Annotated in this window: 20 protein-coding genes; 6 read left to right on the forward strand and 14 right to left on the reverse strand. The window is 45.4% G+C overall.

What is annotated here, in order from left to right:
- Positions 1-215: 215 nt before the first annotated feature.
- The 7 genes from QUB11_RS18510 to QUB11_RS18540 all read right to left on the reverse strand — a co-directional run bounded on the left by QUB11_RS18510 (position 216) and on the right by QUB11_RS18540 (position 9,134).
- Positions 216-1,625 carry an NYN domain-containing protein gene (locus tag QUB11_RS18510; RefSeq protein ID WP_333198576.1) on the reverse strand — a complete coding sequence of 470 codons (1,410 nt, stop codon included), beginning with the start codon at positions 1,623-1,625 and terminating at the stop codon, positions 216-218.
- A 42-nt stretch (positions 1,626-1,667) separates the two neighbouring features.
- A complete protein-coding gene (locus tag QUB11_RS18515; RefSeq protein WP_333391335.1) occupies positions 1,668-2,939 on the reverse strand; it encodes an APC family permease in 1,272 nt (423 codons plus the stop codon).
- 254 nt (positions 2,940-3,193) lie between these two features.
- Positions 3,194-4,045 carry a phosphate ABC transporter ATP-binding protein PstB gene (gene pstB / locus QUB11_RS18520; RefSeq protein WP_333085144.1) on the reverse strand — a complete coding sequence of 284 codons (852 nt, stop codon included), beginning with the start codon at positions 4,043-4,045 and terminating at the stop codon, positions 3,194-3,196.
- A gap of 56 nt (positions 4,046-4,101) precedes the next feature.
- Positions 4,102-5,082, reverse strand: coding sequence for a phosphate ABC transporter permease PstA (gene pstA / locus QUB11_RS18525; protein ID WP_333391336.1), 981 nt, complete (start codon positions 5,080-5,082; stop codon positions 4,102-4,104).
- An 82-nt stretch (positions 5,083-5,164) separates the two neighbouring features.
- Positions 5,165-6,166 (reverse strand): phosphate ABC transporter permease subunit PstC, encoded by a 1,002-nt coding sequence (pstC, locus tag QUB11_RS18530; RefSeq protein WP_333391338.1) that lies wholly within the window; start codon positions 6,164-6,166, stop codon positions 5,165-5,167.
- Between the two features lie 201 nt (positions 6,167-6,367).
- Positions 6,368-7,396, reverse strand: a complete 1,029-nt coding sequence (pstS, locus tag QUB11_RS18535; RefSeq protein WP_333391339.1) for a phosphate ABC transporter substrate-binding protein PstS — start codon at positions 7,394-7,396, stop codon at positions 6,368-6,370.
- Positions 7,397-7,700: 304 nt separating this feature from the next.
- Positions 7,701-9,134: an IS1/IS1595 family N-terminal zinc-binding domain-containing protein gene (locus QUB11_RS18540; RefSeq protein WP_445300858.1), complete on the reverse strand. Its 1,434-nt coding sequence runs from the start codon at positions 9,132-9,134 to the stop codon at positions 7,701-7,703.
- A gap of 233 nt (positions 9,135-9,367) precedes the next feature.
- Between QUB11_RS18540 and QUB11_RS18550 the strand changes: the two genes are divergently transcribed.
- The 3 genes from QUB11_RS18550 to QUB11_RS18555 all read left to right on the forward strand — a co-directional run bounded on the left by QUB11_RS18550 (position 9,368) and on the right by QUB11_RS18555 (position 11,829).
- Positions 9,368-10,876: a UbiD family decarboxylase gene (locus QUB11_RS18550; protein WP_333391341.1), complete on the forward strand. Its 1,509-nt coding sequence runs from the start codon at positions 9,368-9,370 to the stop codon at positions 10,874-10,876.
- A gap of 295 nt (positions 10,877-11,171) precedes the next feature.
- Entirely contained in the window at positions 11,172-11,363 is a 192-nt protein-coding gene (locus QUB11_RS31325) for a DUF6888 family protein (RefSeq protein WP_445300859.1), read from the forward strand.
- Positions 11,347-11,829, forward strand: a complete 483-nt coding sequence (locus tag QUB11_RS18555; protein WP_333391343.1) for a DUF6887 family protein — start codon at positions 11,347-11,349, stop codon at positions 11,827-11,829. Before QUB11_RS31325 ends, QUB11_RS18555 begins: the two co-directional genes overlap by 17 nt.
- Positions 11,830-11,965: 136 nt before the next feature.
- Here the strand turns inward: QUB11_RS18555 and QUB11_RS18560 are convergent, their stop codons facing one another.
- Genes QUB11_RS18560 through QUB11_RS18570 form a run of 3 tightly spaced genes read right to left on the reverse strand, consistent with a single transcriptional unit; the run spans position 11,966 to position 12,644 of the window.
- Positions 11,966-12,178: a helix-turn-helix transcriptional regulator gene (locus tag QUB11_RS18560; RefSeq protein WP_333198561.1), complete on the reverse strand. Its 213-nt coding sequence runs from the start codon at positions 12,176-12,178 to the stop codon at positions 11,966-11,968.
- Between the two features lie 20 nt (positions 12,179-12,198).
- Positions 12,199-12,411, reverse strand: coding sequence for a helix-turn-helix transcriptional regulator (locus tag QUB11_RS18565; RefSeq protein WP_333198559.1), 213 nt, complete (start codon positions 12,409-12,411; stop codon positions 12,199-12,201).
- A gap of 20 nt (positions 12,412-12,431) precedes the next feature.
- Entirely contained in the window at positions 12,432-12,644 is a 213-nt protein-coding gene (locus QUB11_RS18570) for a helix-turn-helix transcriptional regulator (protein ID WP_333198557.1), read from the reverse strand.
- Positions 12,645-12,774: 130 nt separating this feature from the next.
- On the opposite strand from QUB11_RS18570, the gene QUB11_RS18575 reads away from it, so the two are divergent.
- Together QUB11_RS18575 and QUB11_RS18580 are read left to right on the forward strand one after the other, a co-directional pair.
- Entirely contained in the window at positions 12,775-13,017 is a 243-nt protein-coding gene (locus QUB11_RS18575) for a hypothetical protein (RefSeq protein ID WP_333198555.1), read from the forward strand.
- A gap of 153 nt (positions 13,018-13,170) precedes the next feature.
- On the forward strand, positions 13,171-13,959 hold the full coding sequence (locus tag QUB11_RS18580; RefSeq protein WP_333198553.1) for a DUF4058 family protein: 789 nt from the start codon (positions 13,171-13,173) through the stop codon (positions 13,957-13,959).
- Between the two features lie 99 nt (positions 13,960-14,058).
- Here the strand turns inward: QUB11_RS18580 and QUB11_RS18585 are convergent, their stop codons facing one another.
- Together QUB11_RS18585 and QUB11_RS18590 are read right to left on the reverse strand one after the other, a co-directional pair.
- Positions 14,059-14,730, reverse strand: a complete 672-nt coding sequence (locus tag QUB11_RS18585; RefSeq protein ID WP_333171476.1) for an ABC transporter ATP-binding protein — start codon at positions 14,728-14,730, stop codon at positions 14,059-14,061.
- Positions 14,731-14,753: 23 nt separating this feature from the next.
- Positions 14,754-15,023 (reverse strand): hypothetical protein, encoded by a 270-nt coding sequence (locus tag QUB11_RS18590; protein WP_190663726.1) that lies wholly within the window; start codon positions 15,021-15,023, stop codon positions 14,754-14,756.
- Between the two features lie 221 nt (positions 15,024-15,244).
- Between QUB11_RS18590 and QUB11_RS18595 the strand changes: the two genes are divergently transcribed.
- On the forward strand, positions 15,245-15,376 hold the full coding sequence (locus QUB11_RS18595; protein ID WP_333102243.1) for a hypothetical protein: 132 nt from the start codon (positions 15,245-15,247) through the stop codon (positions 15,374-15,376).
- 31 nt (positions 15,377-15,407) lie between these two features.
- Here QUB11_RS18595 and QUB11_RS18600 read toward each other — a convergent pair whose 3' ends face one another.
- Together QUB11_RS18600 and QUB11_RS18605 are read right to left on the reverse strand one after the other, a co-directional pair.
- The gene (locus tag QUB11_RS18600) at positions 15,408-17,108 is read right to left on the reverse strand and encodes a calcium-binding protein (RefSeq protein WP_333198550.1); all 1,701 of its coding nucleotides are present in this window, start codon (positions 17,106-17,108) and stop codon (positions 15,408-15,410) included.
- A gap of 145 nt (positions 17,109-17,253) precedes the next feature.
- Positions 17,254-18,197: Ig-like domain-containing protein (locus QUB11_RS18605; RefSeq protein ID WP_333256197.1), on the reverse strand; the 944-nt coding region annotated here is incomplete at its 5' end.

Raw genomic sequence — 18,197 nt, forward strand, 5'->3', positions numbered from 1 at the left:
GGCTTTTCGGCCTGTTCCACAAGAAAATTCACTCTTTGTGGAACAGGCCGAAAAGCCTGTTCCTGAGAATGGTGCAAGATGTGAGTTGTAATTGGACGTTTACATAGGGGTTCTCAGGAAAGTAAGGTACTCTTCCTGTTTGGCCAATCCCCTGTTTGGTCAATGCCCAAGAACACCTCATGTTACTGAGAAAGGCTATATATTTTAATTTTTAATTAATTGAGGGAAACTTGCCAGCCTTTTTCGGCTTTTTTTAGCTGGAGAGAAGCGCAGGATTGCAAAAATTTAGTAAATTTCCTACCGAGATTAAAATCTTTAATTATTTGGGTAATTTGTTTGCCGTATTGTCGGTGAAATTCACTGCCAACATTTGAGAGAAATACAGAATTTTCAGGAGAGTTGCCGGTTAAGTCGCCAACGATTTTGACAAGAGCTCTTTCCAAGTCTTCCAGAGAATTAATATCTGTCAAGGTGGCAGGTGCTGCCTGGTGGTTATTCAGATTTTCTTGGTTAAGTATTGGCGGTGGAGGCGATAATCTCACTTCAAAAAGAGTGACATAAGTTTGAGAAGTTTCTGAGGGTTTGTGGAGGACAAACTCGGTGGGATATTTCAGAAAGATATCGCGGGTTTTAGTACCGAGCAAATGATGAGAAACAACTTGATTGAGGACTAATCCGTAATTTTCCCTAAATAAAGCTGAAACAGTAGAAACTTTGATCCACTGAGTTGAGGTGCGTTTTTGCTCTTTTTTGATTAATTCTTTGAGCTGAATAACTAATTGTTCTAGGGGTGTAATTTCCGGTATGGTTACAAGGGAATGGGTTTCCATTTGTCCGGTTTTGCTGTTTAAAACTAGGATTTTATCTATTTGTTTGCGGACTTGAAATACGGTTAGTCCGTGGGCTTGCAGTGTGTTGCTGAGGTGAGTGAGGGCGCGATCGGACGAACAGACAAAAATCTCTTTGGCTGTGGGATAATGTACGAAAATCGATGCGCCGACTGTAGCCATTTTTAAGTCGGCGCTGTCTTTGCCGGGGGGGACGTGAATTAGTTGATAGCCGCGCTGGTGAAATTCGGCATCTTTCTTGCCCATGCTGCGCCAATTGGCAAAGGCAACTTTGATTTGGATGGGATAGTGGCAAATTCCCTCTAGGAATTTTTCGGTTTCGATGTTGAGTTGCAAGTTTTCGACATCTAGCAGCAAGATAGCAATGCCGAGAGGAAGCGGGGCTGGTTGATTGGCTGTTGGAGTTGGAGGTTCTGAGGAAACTGAGTTTTCTGATTTAGCTGGTAGTGTTTGAGATTGGGCTAGCTGCTGAATTTTGGCAGATAATTTGCTGAATTGAGGTGAATTAACGAATTCTGGAATCAGCAGAATTTGTAGGTATTTTTTCGCAGTCAGCAGCAGGGAATCTGTATCGCTGGCTACTGTGAAACTTTTTGTCAATTTTCCAATCAAAACTGACTGAAAATCAGGTTTGGCCCAGGGGGTTTTCCTGTATTTTTCAGCTATCCATTCGGGATGCCGTTCCTGAATGGTAATTAGGGTTTGAGCTATATAGCGACTGATGGCGGTGAATGCGGGAGATTCTTGAGTCGCAAGCTCGGGAGTTCGATCGGGCATGGCCCTCTACAATGCGGGATGCTGTTTCAATTTATCACACTTCTAGTTTCTCGCCGGGAGTCGGACGATCGCGCGCCAAATTAAACCGGCGGCAATTAATGCCAATCCTGTCAGCCAAATTTCCCTCTCCACCCAGAAAGCCAGAAACAGACAATTCCCCAAACCCACCCAAGCCAACCACTGCGGATAAAGCCTTTCGGCGGGGGAAAGTTGCAGCGCGGCGAGGTTGGTGATAGCGTAGTAAATTAAAACGCTAAAAGCGCTAAATGACCAAGTGGTTTTGACATCGCCGACGAGGATTAAAAGTGCGATCGAAACTTCCACAACCACCACAGCCACGTAGGGAGTTGTTCCCGAAGGATTTAGCCGCGCCAAGACTCTCGGCATATCCAAGCGCCGCCCCATCGCCAGCCAGATGCGCGACAGCCCTAAAATTAAGTTCAGCAAAACTCCCAACATAGCGGTAATTGCGCCGACGGCTAGCAGTTGAGAAACTCCCGGAATTGGGAAACTGCGGGCGATGACTTCCAAGGGTGCAGTCGTGCCGCCTGGTTGTAAAGACAATTTATCGGCTCCCCCCGCGCCGGCGACAACTATTGCTACCCCCACGTAAAGCAGCATTGTCAGCACCAAAGTGAAAATTATGGCTTTGGGAATGGTTTCTCTCGGTTCCCGCACTTCCTCGCTCATTGTGGTGATGCGGGCGTAACCGCTATAAGCGACAAACATCAGGGCGGTGGCCTGCAGGATGGAGCCGATCGAGCTATTATTCTGTAAGGTGGCCATTTCCCACTTTACCTCTGGCAAACCTACAGCAACAAACACCGCTAAGGATAGAAGTGTAACTGAGACTATGGCAGTATTGGCAATATTCGATCGCCTAATTCCCGTTAAGACAATTAAAGTGATGGCGGCGAGGGCGACTAAAGCTGTTAGGATCAAGTAAGTGCGATCGGCTACACCAATTGCATTCAAAAAATACCCTGCAAAACCTAAAGCAGCAGTAGCCGCAGAAGCCGTTTTCGCCAACAGAAACATCCAGCCGGCAGTGAAACCCAGCCAAGGATTGAGATATTTGTAGCCATATTCATAAGTACCACCGCTAACAGGATGATTTGCCGCTAATTGAGCGCTGTTAAGGCCATTGCACACAGCAACAAACGCTGCAATACCCACAGCCAAAATCACTCCTGGCCCAGCAACTTCCGCAGCAATCCCGATACTCACAAATACTCCCGTGCCAAGAATCGAACCCAGCCCCATGAGAGTTGCGCCAAAAACACCTAACTCTCGCTTAAGAAGTGGTGAATACATAAATATAGCAGGCAAAATGCCAGCTTCACAAAAATGTTGATCGGTTGTGGAACAGGCATCTTGCCTGTCCTGAAGACATAACTATAGCAGGCAAGATGCCTGCTCCACAAAAATATTTGTCTTGCCTGTTGTGGAACAGGCATCTTGCCTGTTCTGAAAACATAACTATAGCAGGCAAGATGCCTGCACAAAAATATTTGTCTGTTGTGGAACAGGCATCTTGCCTGTTCTGAAAGAGGCTCAAGATGTAAGTATTAACCGAAACGGCCTTGAATGTAATCTCTCGTACTGGAATTGCCCGCAGAAGTAAAAATTTTACTGGTCGGGCCAAATTCCACCATGTGACCGATGCGGCTTTCATCAGTATTAAAGAAAGCCGTGTAATCAGAAACGCGAGCCGCCTGCTGCATATTATGCGTAACAATCACAACAGTTAACTGCTGGCGCAGAGTCTGAAATAACTCCTCAATCTTCATGGTTGAAATCGGATCGAGAGCAGAACAAGGTTCATCCATCAGCAAAATTTTTGGCTTCACAGCCAAAGCGCGAGCAATACAAAGTCGCTGCTGCTGTCCCCCCGAAATCCCCTGAGCCGATTTATTCAAATCGTCTTTGACTTCATTCCAAAGCGCCGCACTTTTAAGTGCAGATTCCACAATTTCATCTAATTCTGCTTTGCTTTTGCGACCAAAAATCCTCACGCCGTAAGCAATATTATCGTAGATGCTCAGTGGAAACGGATTCGGTCTTTGAAACACCATCCCAATTTGCCGACGCAAACTATTAATGTTTACTTTCGGGCTGTAAATATCCTGTCCAAAAAACTCTACTCTTCCTTTAATTTTAACTTTCCCCTCCAATTCACCAATCCGGTTGAGAGCTTTGAGAAACGTAGATTTGCCGCAACCTGAAGGGCCAATAATCGCCGTAATTTGCGGGTGAGGGATATTCATTGATAAATTTTCTAATACTTTGTGCGTTCCGTAATAAAAACTCAAGTCCTGAATCCGCAGTGCTGGCATTGCATTGGGGTCTATTTCCGGGGTGGCATCGTCTAGGAATTGAGCTGTATAGTTTTCGGAGTTCAAGTTAGCTTTAGGTTTCATTATTTGGCTGGTTATATTGTTAATATTTGACTGAGAGATGCACTTTAGTTATTGATTTATCGGTTTTGCAAGCGTTTCCGAGTTACTGTACGGGATGCGACGCTAGCAATCAAAACCATGCCCAAAAGGACAGAGGCAGCAGTCCACGCCAATTCGTTCTGCTCCTTGTAAGGAGAGCTGGCGTAGCTATATATTAATACCGACATAGAAGGAGTCGGGGTCAGCAGTGTTTCGGGAATTTCTTTTAGTTTTGAAATGGTTTCTGCACCTATGGGAGACTGCATTATTTCGCCCAATTTATCAACTAAAGGAGGCCAAAATTGACTCGACAAGGCAGTTACAATCAGCGGGGCGGTTTCGCCGGCGGCCCGGGAAGCAGCGAGTAAAATACCTGTGGTAATAGTTGGAAGTGCTGAGGGTATGATAATGCGAAACATAGTTTGAAAGCGTCCGCCTCCCAAACCAGCAGAAGCGAGGCGGTAAGAAGTAGGCACTAATTTTAATGCTTGTTCTGTTGTCAGAGCAACAACTGGAAGCATGATGATGCCGAGGGCAAAACCGCCTGCTAATGATGAAAATGCTTTGGTGGTAACGACAATTAGGGCGTAGGAAAAGACGCCAACTACGATGGAGGGAACGCTGCTAAGAATGACGGTGATAAAGCGAATACTATTAGCCATCGCTTTGTTTTCTCTACCAAACTCAGACAAAAATATTCCGGTCATTACGCCGATAGGCACGCTGATTAATGTCGCAATTCCCACCATTAAAGCAGTGCCGAGAATCGCATTGGCAAAGCCGTTGGGCTGGTCTTCAACTCCGACGGGTGCGGGCAGAGATACTAGCACTTCCCAGCTCAAATGTGTAAGTCCTTCCCCCAATATTTTGTACAAAATAGCAAACAAAGGGAGCAGGGCCAGAGCTGTCAGAGCGAAAGCGATAACTGTCATTCCCCGGCTGAAAAAAGTTCGACTTAGCGACAGGGGGTTGGTGATTTCTGCATCCAGAATACTATCTAATTTTTGTGCTTGAGCCATGGGATTTTAGATTTGAGATTTTAGATTGAACCAGGGGATAAATCTGGCGGCGCGGCTTGTGACCAAATTGCTTTCGATGATGTTAAGTTTTAGCTCCCTTGGCCCCAATTAGCTGAACTAACAATACTGCGATCGCATTTACCAACAAAGTGATCACAAATAGAATTAGGGCTAAATACATCAAAGCGCCGGTGTGCAGCGGTTCGATAGCTTCGCGAAATTGACTTGCCAAAACAGCAGGAATTGAGTAGCTGGGAGCGAGCAGGGATGGGTTAATTTGAATCGAGTTGCCAATTACCATTGTGACGGCCATTGTTTCGCCTAATGCGCGTCCCAATGCTAATATGGTTGCGCCGATAATTCCTGAACTAGCCGCTGGTAATAACAGCTTAAATATTGTTTCCCAGCGGGTGGCACCGAGGGACATCGAAGCACTTCGCAAATCGACTGGAACTGACATCAATACATCGCGACTGATGGCGGCTACTGTTGGCAAAATCATAATTGATAAAAGTATTCCAGCGGGCAGCATTCCGGGGCCTAAAGGTTCGCTGCTGAACAAGGGAAACCAACTGAAATTATCGAACAATGACTGCTGCAAGGGCAACAAGAAGGGAATCAAAACAAAGATTCCCCAAAGGCCAACTATTACGCTGGGAATAGCCGAGATTAATTCAACCATGAATCCCAAGGGCGATCGCACCCAAACGGGTAAGAAGTTCTCGCTAGTAACTATAGCTACTGACAGCCCTAAAGGAAGTGCGATAATTATGCCGATCGCAGAACTAATTACAGTACCGTAAATAAACGGCAAAGCCCCAAACTGCAACTCGCCGATATCCCACTTGGGATTCCACAAAAAGGAGAGTCCAAAATTGCTAATAGCAGGCCAAGCCTCTTTAAAAATTACCGCACTCATCCAAAACAAAATGCCCGCTGTCGCTAGGGCAAAACCCCATACAAATAGTGTAAATCCTGACTCCATCCATAGACCTTCACCAGCAGTATCTGTCAAATCTACTTCTGTGTTTATTTCTGCAGATTTGCGAGTCAATTTTTGAGTTTTTTTTGAAGGCTTGGTCATACCAGAATTATTGCCTAAAAAGTGAAATATTTGCTTGAACGACGAGTAATTCTAATGGGCTGAGTGCGCGCTGCACACCGGGTTCCTAATGGTGCAACGCGAACCTTACATAGTAAATTTAGCGCACATTAACCTGATGACTTATGAGTTTTGAGTCATACATTTAACTCGTCCACTCATAACCTCGTGCGATCGCCCCAATTAACCTCTAGCAACCACAGTCTGATTAACTGCTTGAACCACCTTTTGAGCTGTAGCTGAAGGAATGCTAGTAAACTCTAGCTGTTTGTTGATACCTTGACCTGTAGTCATCACCCAATTAACCATCTTTTTAATAGCCTCTGCTTTGGCAGCAGGATACTGTTTGTAGATTAACAGCCAAGTCAAACCAACAATCGGATAACCGTCGTTAGGATTGCCTTCTACTAAGCGGAAATCTGCGGGGAATGTTTCCCCTGCTAAAGCTTTCTCTGCTTCAGCCAAGCTAGGCTCTACAAACCGGCCAGCTTTATTTTGAATAAATGCTGTTTGGAGATTGTTTTGCCGAGCAAACGTATCTTGAACGTAGCCGATCGCACCCGCTGTATTCTTCACCAAAGCAGCTACGCCGGGGTTTCCTGGACCACTGACAGGGCTTCCTGGCCAACTCGGCTGAGCGGCAGCTTTGATGGTGCTACCAGTTGCCTGCAAGTGGTTAGCAAAAATAAAGCTAGTACCGCTGCTGTCTGCCCGTACAGCTACTCGAATCGCAGTATTTGGCAAGTTTTTAGCTTGTCCAGAAATTCCGGCTATTTTCGCATCGTTCCAGCGAGTAATCTTGCCTTCAAAGATGCCGTTCATGGCATCCTTATTTAGCCTCAGATTGGTCACTCCGGGCAAGTTGTAAACAACTGCAACAGCGCCGCCAGCCGTGGGAACAGCTATTACACCCCGCTTTACTTCGGCTATTTGTGCAGCAGTCATCAGCGCGTCGCTGCCTGCGAAATCAACAGTCCCTGTAATTAATGCTTTGATGCCAGCACCGCTACCAGTTCCTTGGTAGTTTACAGTAATTTGATTTGCACTTCTCATTTGAGAGAAGTAGCGATCGTAAAGAGGTTTGGGGAAAGTTGCTCCCGAACCATTTAGTGTTACAGCAGCTACAGCGGAACTAATCAAAGTTAGCGAAAATGCTGCGGCTGCTAGTGTCACTATAAAACTACGTCGCCAACGTCCTGTGAAAAAATTCATATTCCTCCTCTCCCTTAATAGCCGACTTTGCAAATCTACGACCTAGGATAGACTGAAATCTCAAAGGAAAGGGATATAAAAGAATAAGCTTGTTTTAAATTTTGGTTAATAATAGATTAAATAATAAAAGAATAAGCTAGTATTAAATTTTGGTTAATAATAGATTAAATTTTGGACAATTAGCTCTTGGGAGAGTTATAGGAGTTATTATTTGTTTAATTATTTATCTGTTCGATCGCCCTCGACTGATTTTCGGTAGCTGCGGGCGACCTACCGGAGGTTGGGGCATACTTTTAGGGACAAGCTAGGAAACTGCGATCGCCACTTCATAAATTTTACCGTTTTTCTTAACTTTAAATATTTTACAGGACTGCAAAAAATCGGCAAATTTGGTGTCCAAATCCAGCGATTTCAGCTTTTTAGTAATTGGTTGACCGTATTGCTTTTTAAATTCGCCGGCTACCTGGGGAATCGGAATGTAACTACCTGGAGATTCAGCAGTTAATGCCAGTACAATTTTTGCTACCGATGCTTCGAGGGCGGCAGATAATTCAATTTTTGAATCAGAGGGTTTTTGAACGAGTCCCACTTGATGTTCGGTACCGATTAATATTATTTTAAAAGTAGCTGATTGCGACTGCAAAAATTTGATTAAACTAGAAGTATTACCCAAAATTTTTTTTACAACTAAATCAGCATGAGAGTGATATTTAGCAAAAAAAACTTTCTTAATTCTTGTTACAGGAATAGCATCCTCTTTCAACTCATTTTTTGCCGAGTCAATTATTTCTACAAGTATAGTTTTTAAAACATCCAGCGACTCAATAGCATTTGAATTGACAGCAGGTATTATTTCTGGCAAATTTTGCTCTGCAATATTTGGAGGAACAGCAACGGTCGCCAAAGATGGTTCAAGCACCGGGGTAACTTCCTTTTGTGCTGACTGCGACAGTGCTGCTGCTGGGGAAGTTGTAGAATTGAACGCAACATTACGGCGCTCTTGAAAAAGCTCAGCCACACTAGAAAAACGAGCGATTCGCTCATCAATAGATTTGTGTTCAGCCTTCAACAACTCTGCAACTTGATTAGCCAATTCCTCAAAACTAGGGATTTCCTCTTCCCTTTCGCAAGAATAGTGCTTGCTCTCACCATTCTGACAGTTTTCTACAGACAAAACCGAATTTTGCCGACGCACCCGAAAGACAGTCAATCCCTGATTTTGCAACTGATTGCAAAGATGATTTAACAAACCATCCGAAGAACAGACAAAAACTTGTCGCACGTCCCGATATCGATATAAAATAGCAGCGCCAAAGGCAATCATTTTAGCATCAGCACTATTAGCACCACCCGGAACGTGAATCAGTTCGTAACCGCGATCGTAAAGTTCAGCATCCAACTTGCCCGTACTCTGGTTTTTCCAGTTAGCAAAAGCAATTTTAACTTGCAGGGGATAGTCGCACAAACCCGCTAAGAATTGTTCTGTATTAACCTTAAGTTTCAGATTTTCGGCATCCAACAGCAAAATCGCAATCCCGCCGGACTCTGTGGTGGTTGCAGACTCGATTCCTTGCGGGATAACTTCGCTTAACCGTGTTTCCGTGCATGGGCGACTGAAAGACTGCGGACCGGGCGACTCAAAAAATTGTTTGCGGCAAGCTTTGCAAAGATACCGCTGGCGACCGTTGGGACGGCCGTTTTTACGAACTTCGTCAGATTCGCATCTTGGACATTTCATGTAACCCATTATGCAGCCTACTCCCGAACCGAACAAGGCATTACCTATCTTCTTCTTTGTCTTCCTACCCTACCCTTCACCGAACCCCTGCGGGGAACGGGAACGGCTTCGCCGAACGCGCCCTTGGCGTCTTCGCGGTTCGTTAAATACGTATCTTTTGAGCGGTTCAGGAGTAACTTGTGGCAGTCGATCGGCTCATAATAACAAAAGAACGTTAACAATTCTTAAAAAAAATGGCTAGAGACTTGCGAGGATTCCTAAAACTACTCGAAGAACGGGGACAACTGCGCCGGATTAGCGCCTTAGTCGATTCCGACCTCGAAATTGCCGAAATTTCCAACCAAATGCTGCAAAAAGGCGGCCCTGGATTGCTGTTTGAAAACGTCAAAGGGGCAGATTTCCCCGTCGCGATCAACCTGTTGGGTACGGAAGAGCGCGTTTGCTGGGCGATGAACATGGAAAAGCCGATCGAACTAGAAGAGCTCGGCAAAAAACTGGGAATGCTGCAACAGCCAAAACCGCCCAAAAAGATTTCCCAAGCGATAGAATTCGGCAAAGTGCTGTTCGACGTAGTGAAAGCCAAACCGGGCCGCGACTTTTTCCCAGCTTGTCAGCAAGTGGTATTTGAGGGAGAAGGGCTGGATTTGAACAAAATCCCGATGATTCGCCCTTATCCGGGAGATGCGGGCAAAATTATTACCCTGGGCTTGGTAATTACCAAAGATTGCGAAACAGGTACGCCGAATGTGGGGGTTTATCGATTGCAGTTGCAGTCAAAAAACACGATGACTGTACACTGGTTATCCGTGCGGGGGGGCGCGCGACACTTGCGGAAAGCGGCGCAGGCTGGTAAAAAGTTGGAAGTTGCGATCGCCCTTGGAGTCGATCCCCTGATTATTCTCGCCGCAGCAACCCCAATTCCTGTAGACTTATCGGAATGGTTATTTGCGGGACTTTACGGCGGTTCCGGCGTGCAATTGGCCAAGTGCAAAACGGTAGATTTGGAAGTACCAGCGGACTCGGAAATTGTGTTAGAAGGAACGATTACCCCCGGTGAAGTTCTGCCCGACGGGCCCTTCGGCGATCACATGGGTTATTACGGCGGCGTGGAAGATTCGCCGTTGGTGCGGTTCCACTGCATGACGCACCGCAAAGACCCGATTTATCTGACCACATTTAGCGGGCGGCCGCCGAAAGAAGAAGCAATGATGGCGATCGCGCTTAACCGTATTTATACGCCTATTTTGCGGCAGCAAGTATCGGAAATTGTCGATTTCTTCTTACCGATGGAAGCGCTGAGTTATAAGGCGGCAATTATCTCGATTGATAAAGCATATCCCGGTCAAGCGCGCAGGGCTGCTTTAGCATTTTGGAGTGCATTACCGCAGTTTACTTACACTAAGTTTGTGATTGTTGTCGATAAAAGTATCAACATTCGCGACCCGCGTCAAGTAGTTTGGGCAATTAGTTCTAAAGTCGATCCGGTTCGGGATGTATTTATTCTGCCGAATACGCCTTTTGATACGTTAGATTTTGCCAGTGAAAAGATTGGTTTGGGAGGCAGAATGGGGATTGATGCTACTACGAAGATGCCGCCGGAAACCGATCACGAATGGGGGGAAGTTTTGGAGTCCGATCCTGATGTGGCGGCGATGGTAGAAAGGCGTTGGGCCGAGTATGGTTTGGCTGATTTGAATTTGGGAGAAGTCGATCCGAATTTGTTTGGATATGAGATGAAGTAGGGGAATCAACCGTAAAATCTGACATATCTGACATCCTCTATCGACCTGTAGCGGCGGTTTTTTTCAACCCTTTATGACACAGATAGACAATCTCAAAAACCCGCCCCTACCCAACTAAAAATCGCAAGCTACCTCTTTTTAATGGGATCGGGATTTACGCACTCCGACAAAGAAACCGGGTTTTTACCGAGTCTTTGCACTGTCAAGAAGTCTTCTCGAAAAAACCCGGTTTCTGGGTTCCTATGCGTAAGTTATATTATATTCTAAAGTTTGTGCCACAATTGAGGAACGAACGATTAATCCCACTGACGAACAAGCCCAAGCCTGTCTGCGCGTCTGCCAGATGTTCTCTAGCTACTACCGAGATATTCAACTATTCCGTTTTAATGCTCAAACCAGAGAAGTATATATTTTCGTAAGTGATGAGCTGCAAGTAATCGTATCTAGTAATGGACTTTGGAGGTTTTTGGATGAAACCGAACTTTGATGAAATGAGCAGATCCGAATTAAAAGCTTATGTCCTATCGCATCGGGATGATGATGAAGCGATTCGGGTATTTTTTGGTCGCCGCAATCCCCCTGATTCAAAAGCGACATGGTACGGGCCGATGTGTACTCCTGAAGGTGTACCCATTGAAGAAAATATTCGCATCGCTGAGGAAGCAATTAAGCAAAGAGTTGAAATCGATCGCGAAAAACAACAACAACGGGAAAAAGCACAGGAGGATCGATTACGCCAAAAATTAGAACGGGAAATTGAGCAAAAACTTAGAGCAAAAATTGAATTAGAAGTAGAAGCAAAGTTGCAGGAAAACTTAGAAAAAGAAATTGAGGATCTGATAAGTGTGATCGCCCAATTTTTAGCATCAACCACCAGCTTACCATCAAGACTGGCAGGGCCGATCGCACTTTTCGCGATCGAGAAAGGGATTGAAGATTTTGGCGATTTCTAGAAGTGGCGATCGAATTAATGCGCTCAGGACTTATGCGCTTCGTCAGAGAAACCGGGTTTTTTGTCAAATCTGCGGACTGTAACGAACTATTCTCGAAAAAACCCGGTTTCTGACCACCCGTGCGTAAGTCCTAAGCTTAATTTTCCAAAACCTCAACCAAATCTTCCACCATCACATCGAAGACAGCAGCAAGTTTCTGCAAAGCCGTGTAGTCCACCGTTGCCATTTTGGGAGCTTGGGCGTATTTTTTAACCGTGCTGTAGGGAATTCCCGTTCTGTCAGAGACTTCTTTCAGCGTCCAACCCTTTTCCTGGGCTAGTTCTCGAACTCGCAACCGAATTAACCCCATCTTCTCGCTGACAAATCAGTTTACTGTTCCAAAATCTCAACTAAATCTTCGATCGCAATATCGAACGCACGGGCCATCTTGTCCAAAGCTGTGTAATCTACAGTTGCCATACCTGGAGAATTGGCATAAGTAATGATAGTGGTATATGGAATACCTGTTCTTTTAGAGACTTCTGTCATATTCCAACCCTTCTCTTGAGCAAATTCTCGAACTCGCAGCCTAATTCGTCCCATATTCCCAACGATAAATCAGCCTACTCTTCCAATATCTCCACTAAATCTTCGATCGCAACATCAAACACGCGAGCCATTTTGTTTAAAGCTGTGTAATCTACCGTTGCCAGCTTGGGAGAATGGGCATAACTCCTAACGGTACTGTAAGGAATGCCCGATCGCTCAGAAACTTCTTTAAGCGTCCAACCCTTCTCCTCAGCTAGTTCTCGAACCCGCAACCGAATTAGACCCATCTTGCACTTGACAGTTGATACGAACGTATCATAAACTTGTGATTATCAAATAAGCGATCGCCCTCGGACCTGAGAAATCTAGAGCGATCGCCTTTCATTCACCACCCACAAAAGTGGGAAGGATTTTCCTATGATACCAAAACAATCGACATATCGCGATCGACTTCAACCTTGGCATCTAATTCGCCACCTCCCCAAGTGTCAGCGGTTAACAGTCGCCCGTTTCGCCCGCCGAAGAGATGCCGAATCTTACCTCAATGCACTGCGCCGCTTAATGCCCGCAGTCCCGCATACAATTGTGTTCGTAAATGCGGTGTCTGTGTTGGATGAAAACAGCGTTCCAATTCAAACACAATTGCCGCTCGAAGTTTAATTGTTGAAAAGTGCGTGAAGCGGAGCTATCCCGTAGGGAATCGCCCTTCCACAAATAGGAATTATTCTATTTGACAGGAAGTGCGATCGGCCCTAATTTTCCCAAAACAACATTGCTAAACTGTAAATAGACTTAAGTCAAGGAGTCACATCAATGCCATCTCCCTTTCCTGGTATGGACCCGTATTTAGAGCATCCCGAACTCTGGCCAGCCCTACATCACTTGTTAATTAGTGAAATTTTCAGATTTTTGTCTCCCCAACTTCGTCCTAAGTATTTAGTCTCATTGGAAGTGAGAATCTATGAAACCGCTGACGACAATTTATCAATTGGCATTCCTGATGTAAACGTAATTCAGCCAAGAACTACAACCGAATTAATAACATCAAACGTAGCCGTTGCAGCGCCACCAACACAACCGTTAACAGTAAATATTCCCATGCCCTACCAGGTTCGGGAAGGCTATTTAGAAATTAGAGAAAGAGGAAACCAAGAACTAATCACCCTGATTGAAATCCTCTCGCCTAGCAATAAGCGCACAGGAAAAGGACGACAAATGTACGAAGAAAAGCGAGAAGAAATTTTAGGTAGCCGCACTCATTTAATTGAAATAGATTTATTGCGGCGCGGTCAAAAAATGCCAGTTATTGGCAATGACATTGAAAGCCACTATAGCGTTTTGGTGTGTCGGGGAAATCGCCGTCCCAGAGCAGATTTGTATGCTTTTAACGTGCAGAACCCGCTGCCTACCTTTCCTTTGCCACTGCGATCGGGCGATACCGAACCTATAATCAATTTGCAGGAATTATTCACTCAAATTTACGACATAGCAAGTTACGACCTCAAGATAGATTATCGCAACTGGGAAGTCATACCACCGCTGTCAGAGGCCGATACAATTTGGGCAGATGCTTGGTTGCGCGATCGAGGATTGCGAGATTAATTTGGCGTGCAGCTATGCTTTTAGTCTGCGGAGGCAGACTTCGTTTTTGTAGAAGCGATTTCAATCGCCAAGTGACTTAATTCTTAAATTGCTTGAGGGCTAAACATCTTGGCTTTGCATCAACCGCTGCTTCAAACGCGCCGGATCTCCGCGATCGACAACTTGGCCCTTTTCCAACAAAAAAGCCCCATCACAATAATTCAACTCATCCAAACGGTGAGTCACCCACAAAGCCGTAATCCCGCGATTTTTCACCAACCGCTGCACCGCGGCCACCAAATCCAACTGAGAATCTGGATCTAACAAAGCCGTCGGTTCATCCAACAGCAGAATTTCGCAGTGACGGGCGATCGCCCCAGCAAGAGCAATTCGCTGCTTCTGGCCCCCACTCAAAGCATAAATCGGCCGCCGCTGCAAATCCAGCAAATTCACAGCCTCCAAAGCCTCCGCCACCCTCTCCCGCACCTGAACGTTAGAAAGCTTTTCCTCCACCAAACCAAAAGCCACATCCGCACCCACCGTCGGCATAACCAATTGGTGATCGGGGTTTTGAAACACAAAACCCACCCGCCCACTCAGGTCAATTTCCCCCGACTGGGGGTGCAGCAGCCCAGCCATCAGCCTCAACAGCGTAGACTTGCCACTGCCGTTAGTGCCCAAAAGCATCCAAAACTCGCCCTTGGGTACATCCAGAGAGCAACCTTGCAACACTCGATCGCCCGACGGCCAGCAAAAACCCAAATCCCGCACAGCAACGGCTGACTGGCTCATATCGGCACCAACACCCCCAGCCCTCATTCTGCTGTCATCGAGACAAAACCAGGGGATCTGCCTGTAGATGACGCCCCCGATTTCTGAGAAACCACCACCCCAGAAATCTCGCTGCTGAGTACAGCCACCTTTTTCTCAGGATTTTTCTCGCAGGTGAGTTCCAAAATTTGCGGTTGGGAGTTGCGAATCGCCGCCAGTACCTGCTGGTAAACAGTCTCAGCGTCTTCCTCCAACTTCCGCTGCACCGACAGCGAGACGGGCGTATTTTTCACAATGATGTCAATGCTGAACATTCGGTTTAAAAAAATTAACTGTAAGATCCCAATTTTAAGTATAGGTGCTGAGGAGCAGAAGAGGATGATGGGATGGAAAAGATGGGGGGGTGGGGAAGATGAGGACAGTCATTCGATTTTAGATTTTAGATTTTAGATTTTGGATTGACTTGCGCGAGATCAATTCGGGGGCTTGAGGATTTTAGATTTTAGATTTTGGATTGATCCCACGGATAAATCACGTGGCGGGTACCACCTTTGAAATTCGTGGTCATGGACGCAACTGGCACACGGTGATGAGTGCGATCGCCCCTCGAACAGGAAGAATACAAGTGCGATCGCCTCCTCTCAAACTCAAAGGCGATCGCGATTAATTTCACTCAAATAGAGTGGACAAAGCCCATGCTACAGAATAACAAAAGCATTTGCCGTCAAAGCGCTTTGCGCTACCCCTTGAACGATACCCAAATAACTGGAGTCGGCTTTAACTTTAATTGCTATAGAATTGACAGCAGGTTGTCCAGTCAGAGTCAAACTGACATTTTCAAAGGAGAGGCCGCCAAATGTACTCCCGTCGGTGAGACCAATTTTGTCCCCAGTCTTGAAGTCTGTAATCACATCTGCATCTGTTAAACTGAGCGCTGCTATCTGTCCCCCAGCTAAGACAAATGTATCGTTTCCATCGCCACCGGTGAGAAAATCTTGATGGCGATCGCCATAGAGAAAGTCATCGCCACCACCACCAGTCAGGCTATCTTTCTCTTTACCGCCCCGGATAGTATCATTGCCTTCTCCTCCGGTAAGAGTATCGTTGTCATTGTTGCCTAATATTTGGTCGTTGCCAGCACCACCTTCAAGGGAATCTGACTCTTTACCGCCGGATAAACTGTCATTACCCGCGCCTCCGTCAATTGTATCGGCTCCTTGCATTCCGTTAACCGTATCAGCGCCGCTGGTGCCAGTAATTTTATCGCTGCCAGATAGGGCTAAGATTTGTTTGCCAGTAGCCGTCGAGGGCAGTGAGAACAGCAAAATATCATCCTTACTGTCTGAGAGGTTGTAAAATAGACCCGTAACAGTGTTTGCTGATTGCCCAGTAGGATTGCCTGAGCCGGGGGCATTAATTGTCGGTGTTGCGATATCTACAGGTGTACCGAAAATCTGTGGCGATGTTCCCCCATTAGAAATATCTGGCAATGTGGAAGCGTCGGGTACTTTTCCACCACCGCGCCCTAATTGCAGAGTTTCGCCACTCCGAGGAGTTAATGTGACGCTACCTTGAGCAACACTGACCTGTAAACTGTAATCAGCAGCAGAAGCTGTGGAATTGGGAAATGTAGTGTTACTGCTGACGCGGATTCTGTAATCAATACCTGCGCGCGGAACAGTAAGCTGTGAGTTCAAACCGCCGCCGCTGTTATTATCTGAGACAAAAATTTCGGGATTCTTAGGGCTGATGACTGCTACGAAAGGGTCAAAGCCTATTGTTGTACTGCTAAGGGAAATTTTGAGCGGTTCGTTGTCGAGTGATGTACTTACGAGAAATTCATCAGCAAGTGTGTTACCACCTATACCTGGAAAAGTAAAGTCTTTGTTGACCTCCAATTTACCAGTTAATGCAACGGTACTGCCCGTTAGAGGGCTGCTAAAGTTGCTACCTCTTGGAACTAAACTGACATTACCATTAGGAACGCTGGCCTGTAAAGTGTAGGGATAAGTAGACAATAGGTCGGTAACAGAATCTACGCTAAAGACGCGCACTTTGTACTTGGTAGTGCCGTCAATTGTCAAAGAATCAGGAATTGTTGAAATGTCAAATATATCGCCACTTTGGGAAGGCTGACCAGGCGCAATCAATGAGTTTGTACTAATACCACCCTCATCGTCATTATCAGCAAGAACCTTACCCGTATTGGCATCTATAATTTCTAAGAATGTGTCAAATTTGCTTTGATCTGTAGCATCCAGAGCAAGTGTGATTCCTTGCCCGATTGCATCTGTATTTAAGTCATATTCATCAAGCCAGGTATAGCCGCCGATATACCTAGCTGGAAACAGAAAGTCATTGTTATCCAACCGACCCGTTTTTGTATCAGAAGTGGTCATTTTAGTTTACCTAAAAAATTAAATTTTATTGAAATGAATGATATTTTTCTAAGAGGCGAGAAAACGGGTTTCCTGGTAGATATCTAGTTGAGAAAGCAAACATCTTTTAGAGAAACCCGGTTTCTTGCCATAATTCCTGCGAATTTTACAAGAAAGAACCACTATTCAGAGCAGATTGATTCACGTTGTAAACCAATCCTAAATAGTTATCCCCCGATTTAATTGCCGTTGAACCTACAGCCGCAGATCCATCTAAGATGATATTCACTGACTCAAAAGTTAATTGACTGTAATTAACACCAACTAACTTAATTTTATCTTCAGAACTAAAGTCAGTAATAAAATCAGCTTCATTAGCATTAATAGCAGTAAAGTCTAAGACAAAGTTATCCTTTCCTGCGCCACCTGTAAGCACATCAAATCCTTTATCTCCCCATACCTCATCATCGCCATTGCCACCAAGTAAGACATCATTTTCCTTGCCACCATTTATGGTATCATTACCCTCGCCACCGGTGAGAGTGTCATTCTCATTATTACCACTCAATACGTTATCACCATTGCCACCAGATAATTGATCGGAATGTTTCCCGCCAAATAATTGATCGTTACCATTACCACCATCAATGGTATCAGCACCTTTGTTACCATGAATCGTGTCATTACCGTCACTTCCGGTCAAATTATCATTACCTGATAAGGCAAATATCGGTTGACCAAAGGCTGATTGTGGGATACTGCGGTCATCATCATCTGCCAGTAAATATCGGTCATCTACAACTTGATTTTGTGGGAAATTAGTTGGTTCTCCACGATCTATTAGACTGATTGATGGCGTGTTAATTTCTACTGTTGCCGTTGGTGTTACTAAGGGTACTACCGTTACTGATGGTGGGGCAGTTGGTGCGGTATTTACAATCAGATTAACTGCACTCGAAGCACTAGATATATTACCTGCTGCGTCAGTAGCTATGGCAGTAAAGGCATAATTGCCATCGGCTAAAGTTTTTGTAGGTGTAAAACTCCACTTACCCGAAGCATCCGCTGTCGTAGTGCCGAGTTCAGTTGTACCTTGCAAGATTTTCACGG

This window comes from Microcoleus sp. B6-A1, assembly GCF_036705085.1.
Classification (GTDB): Bacteria; Cyanobacteriota; Cyanobacteriia; order Cyanobacteriales; family Microcoleaceae; genus Microcoleus.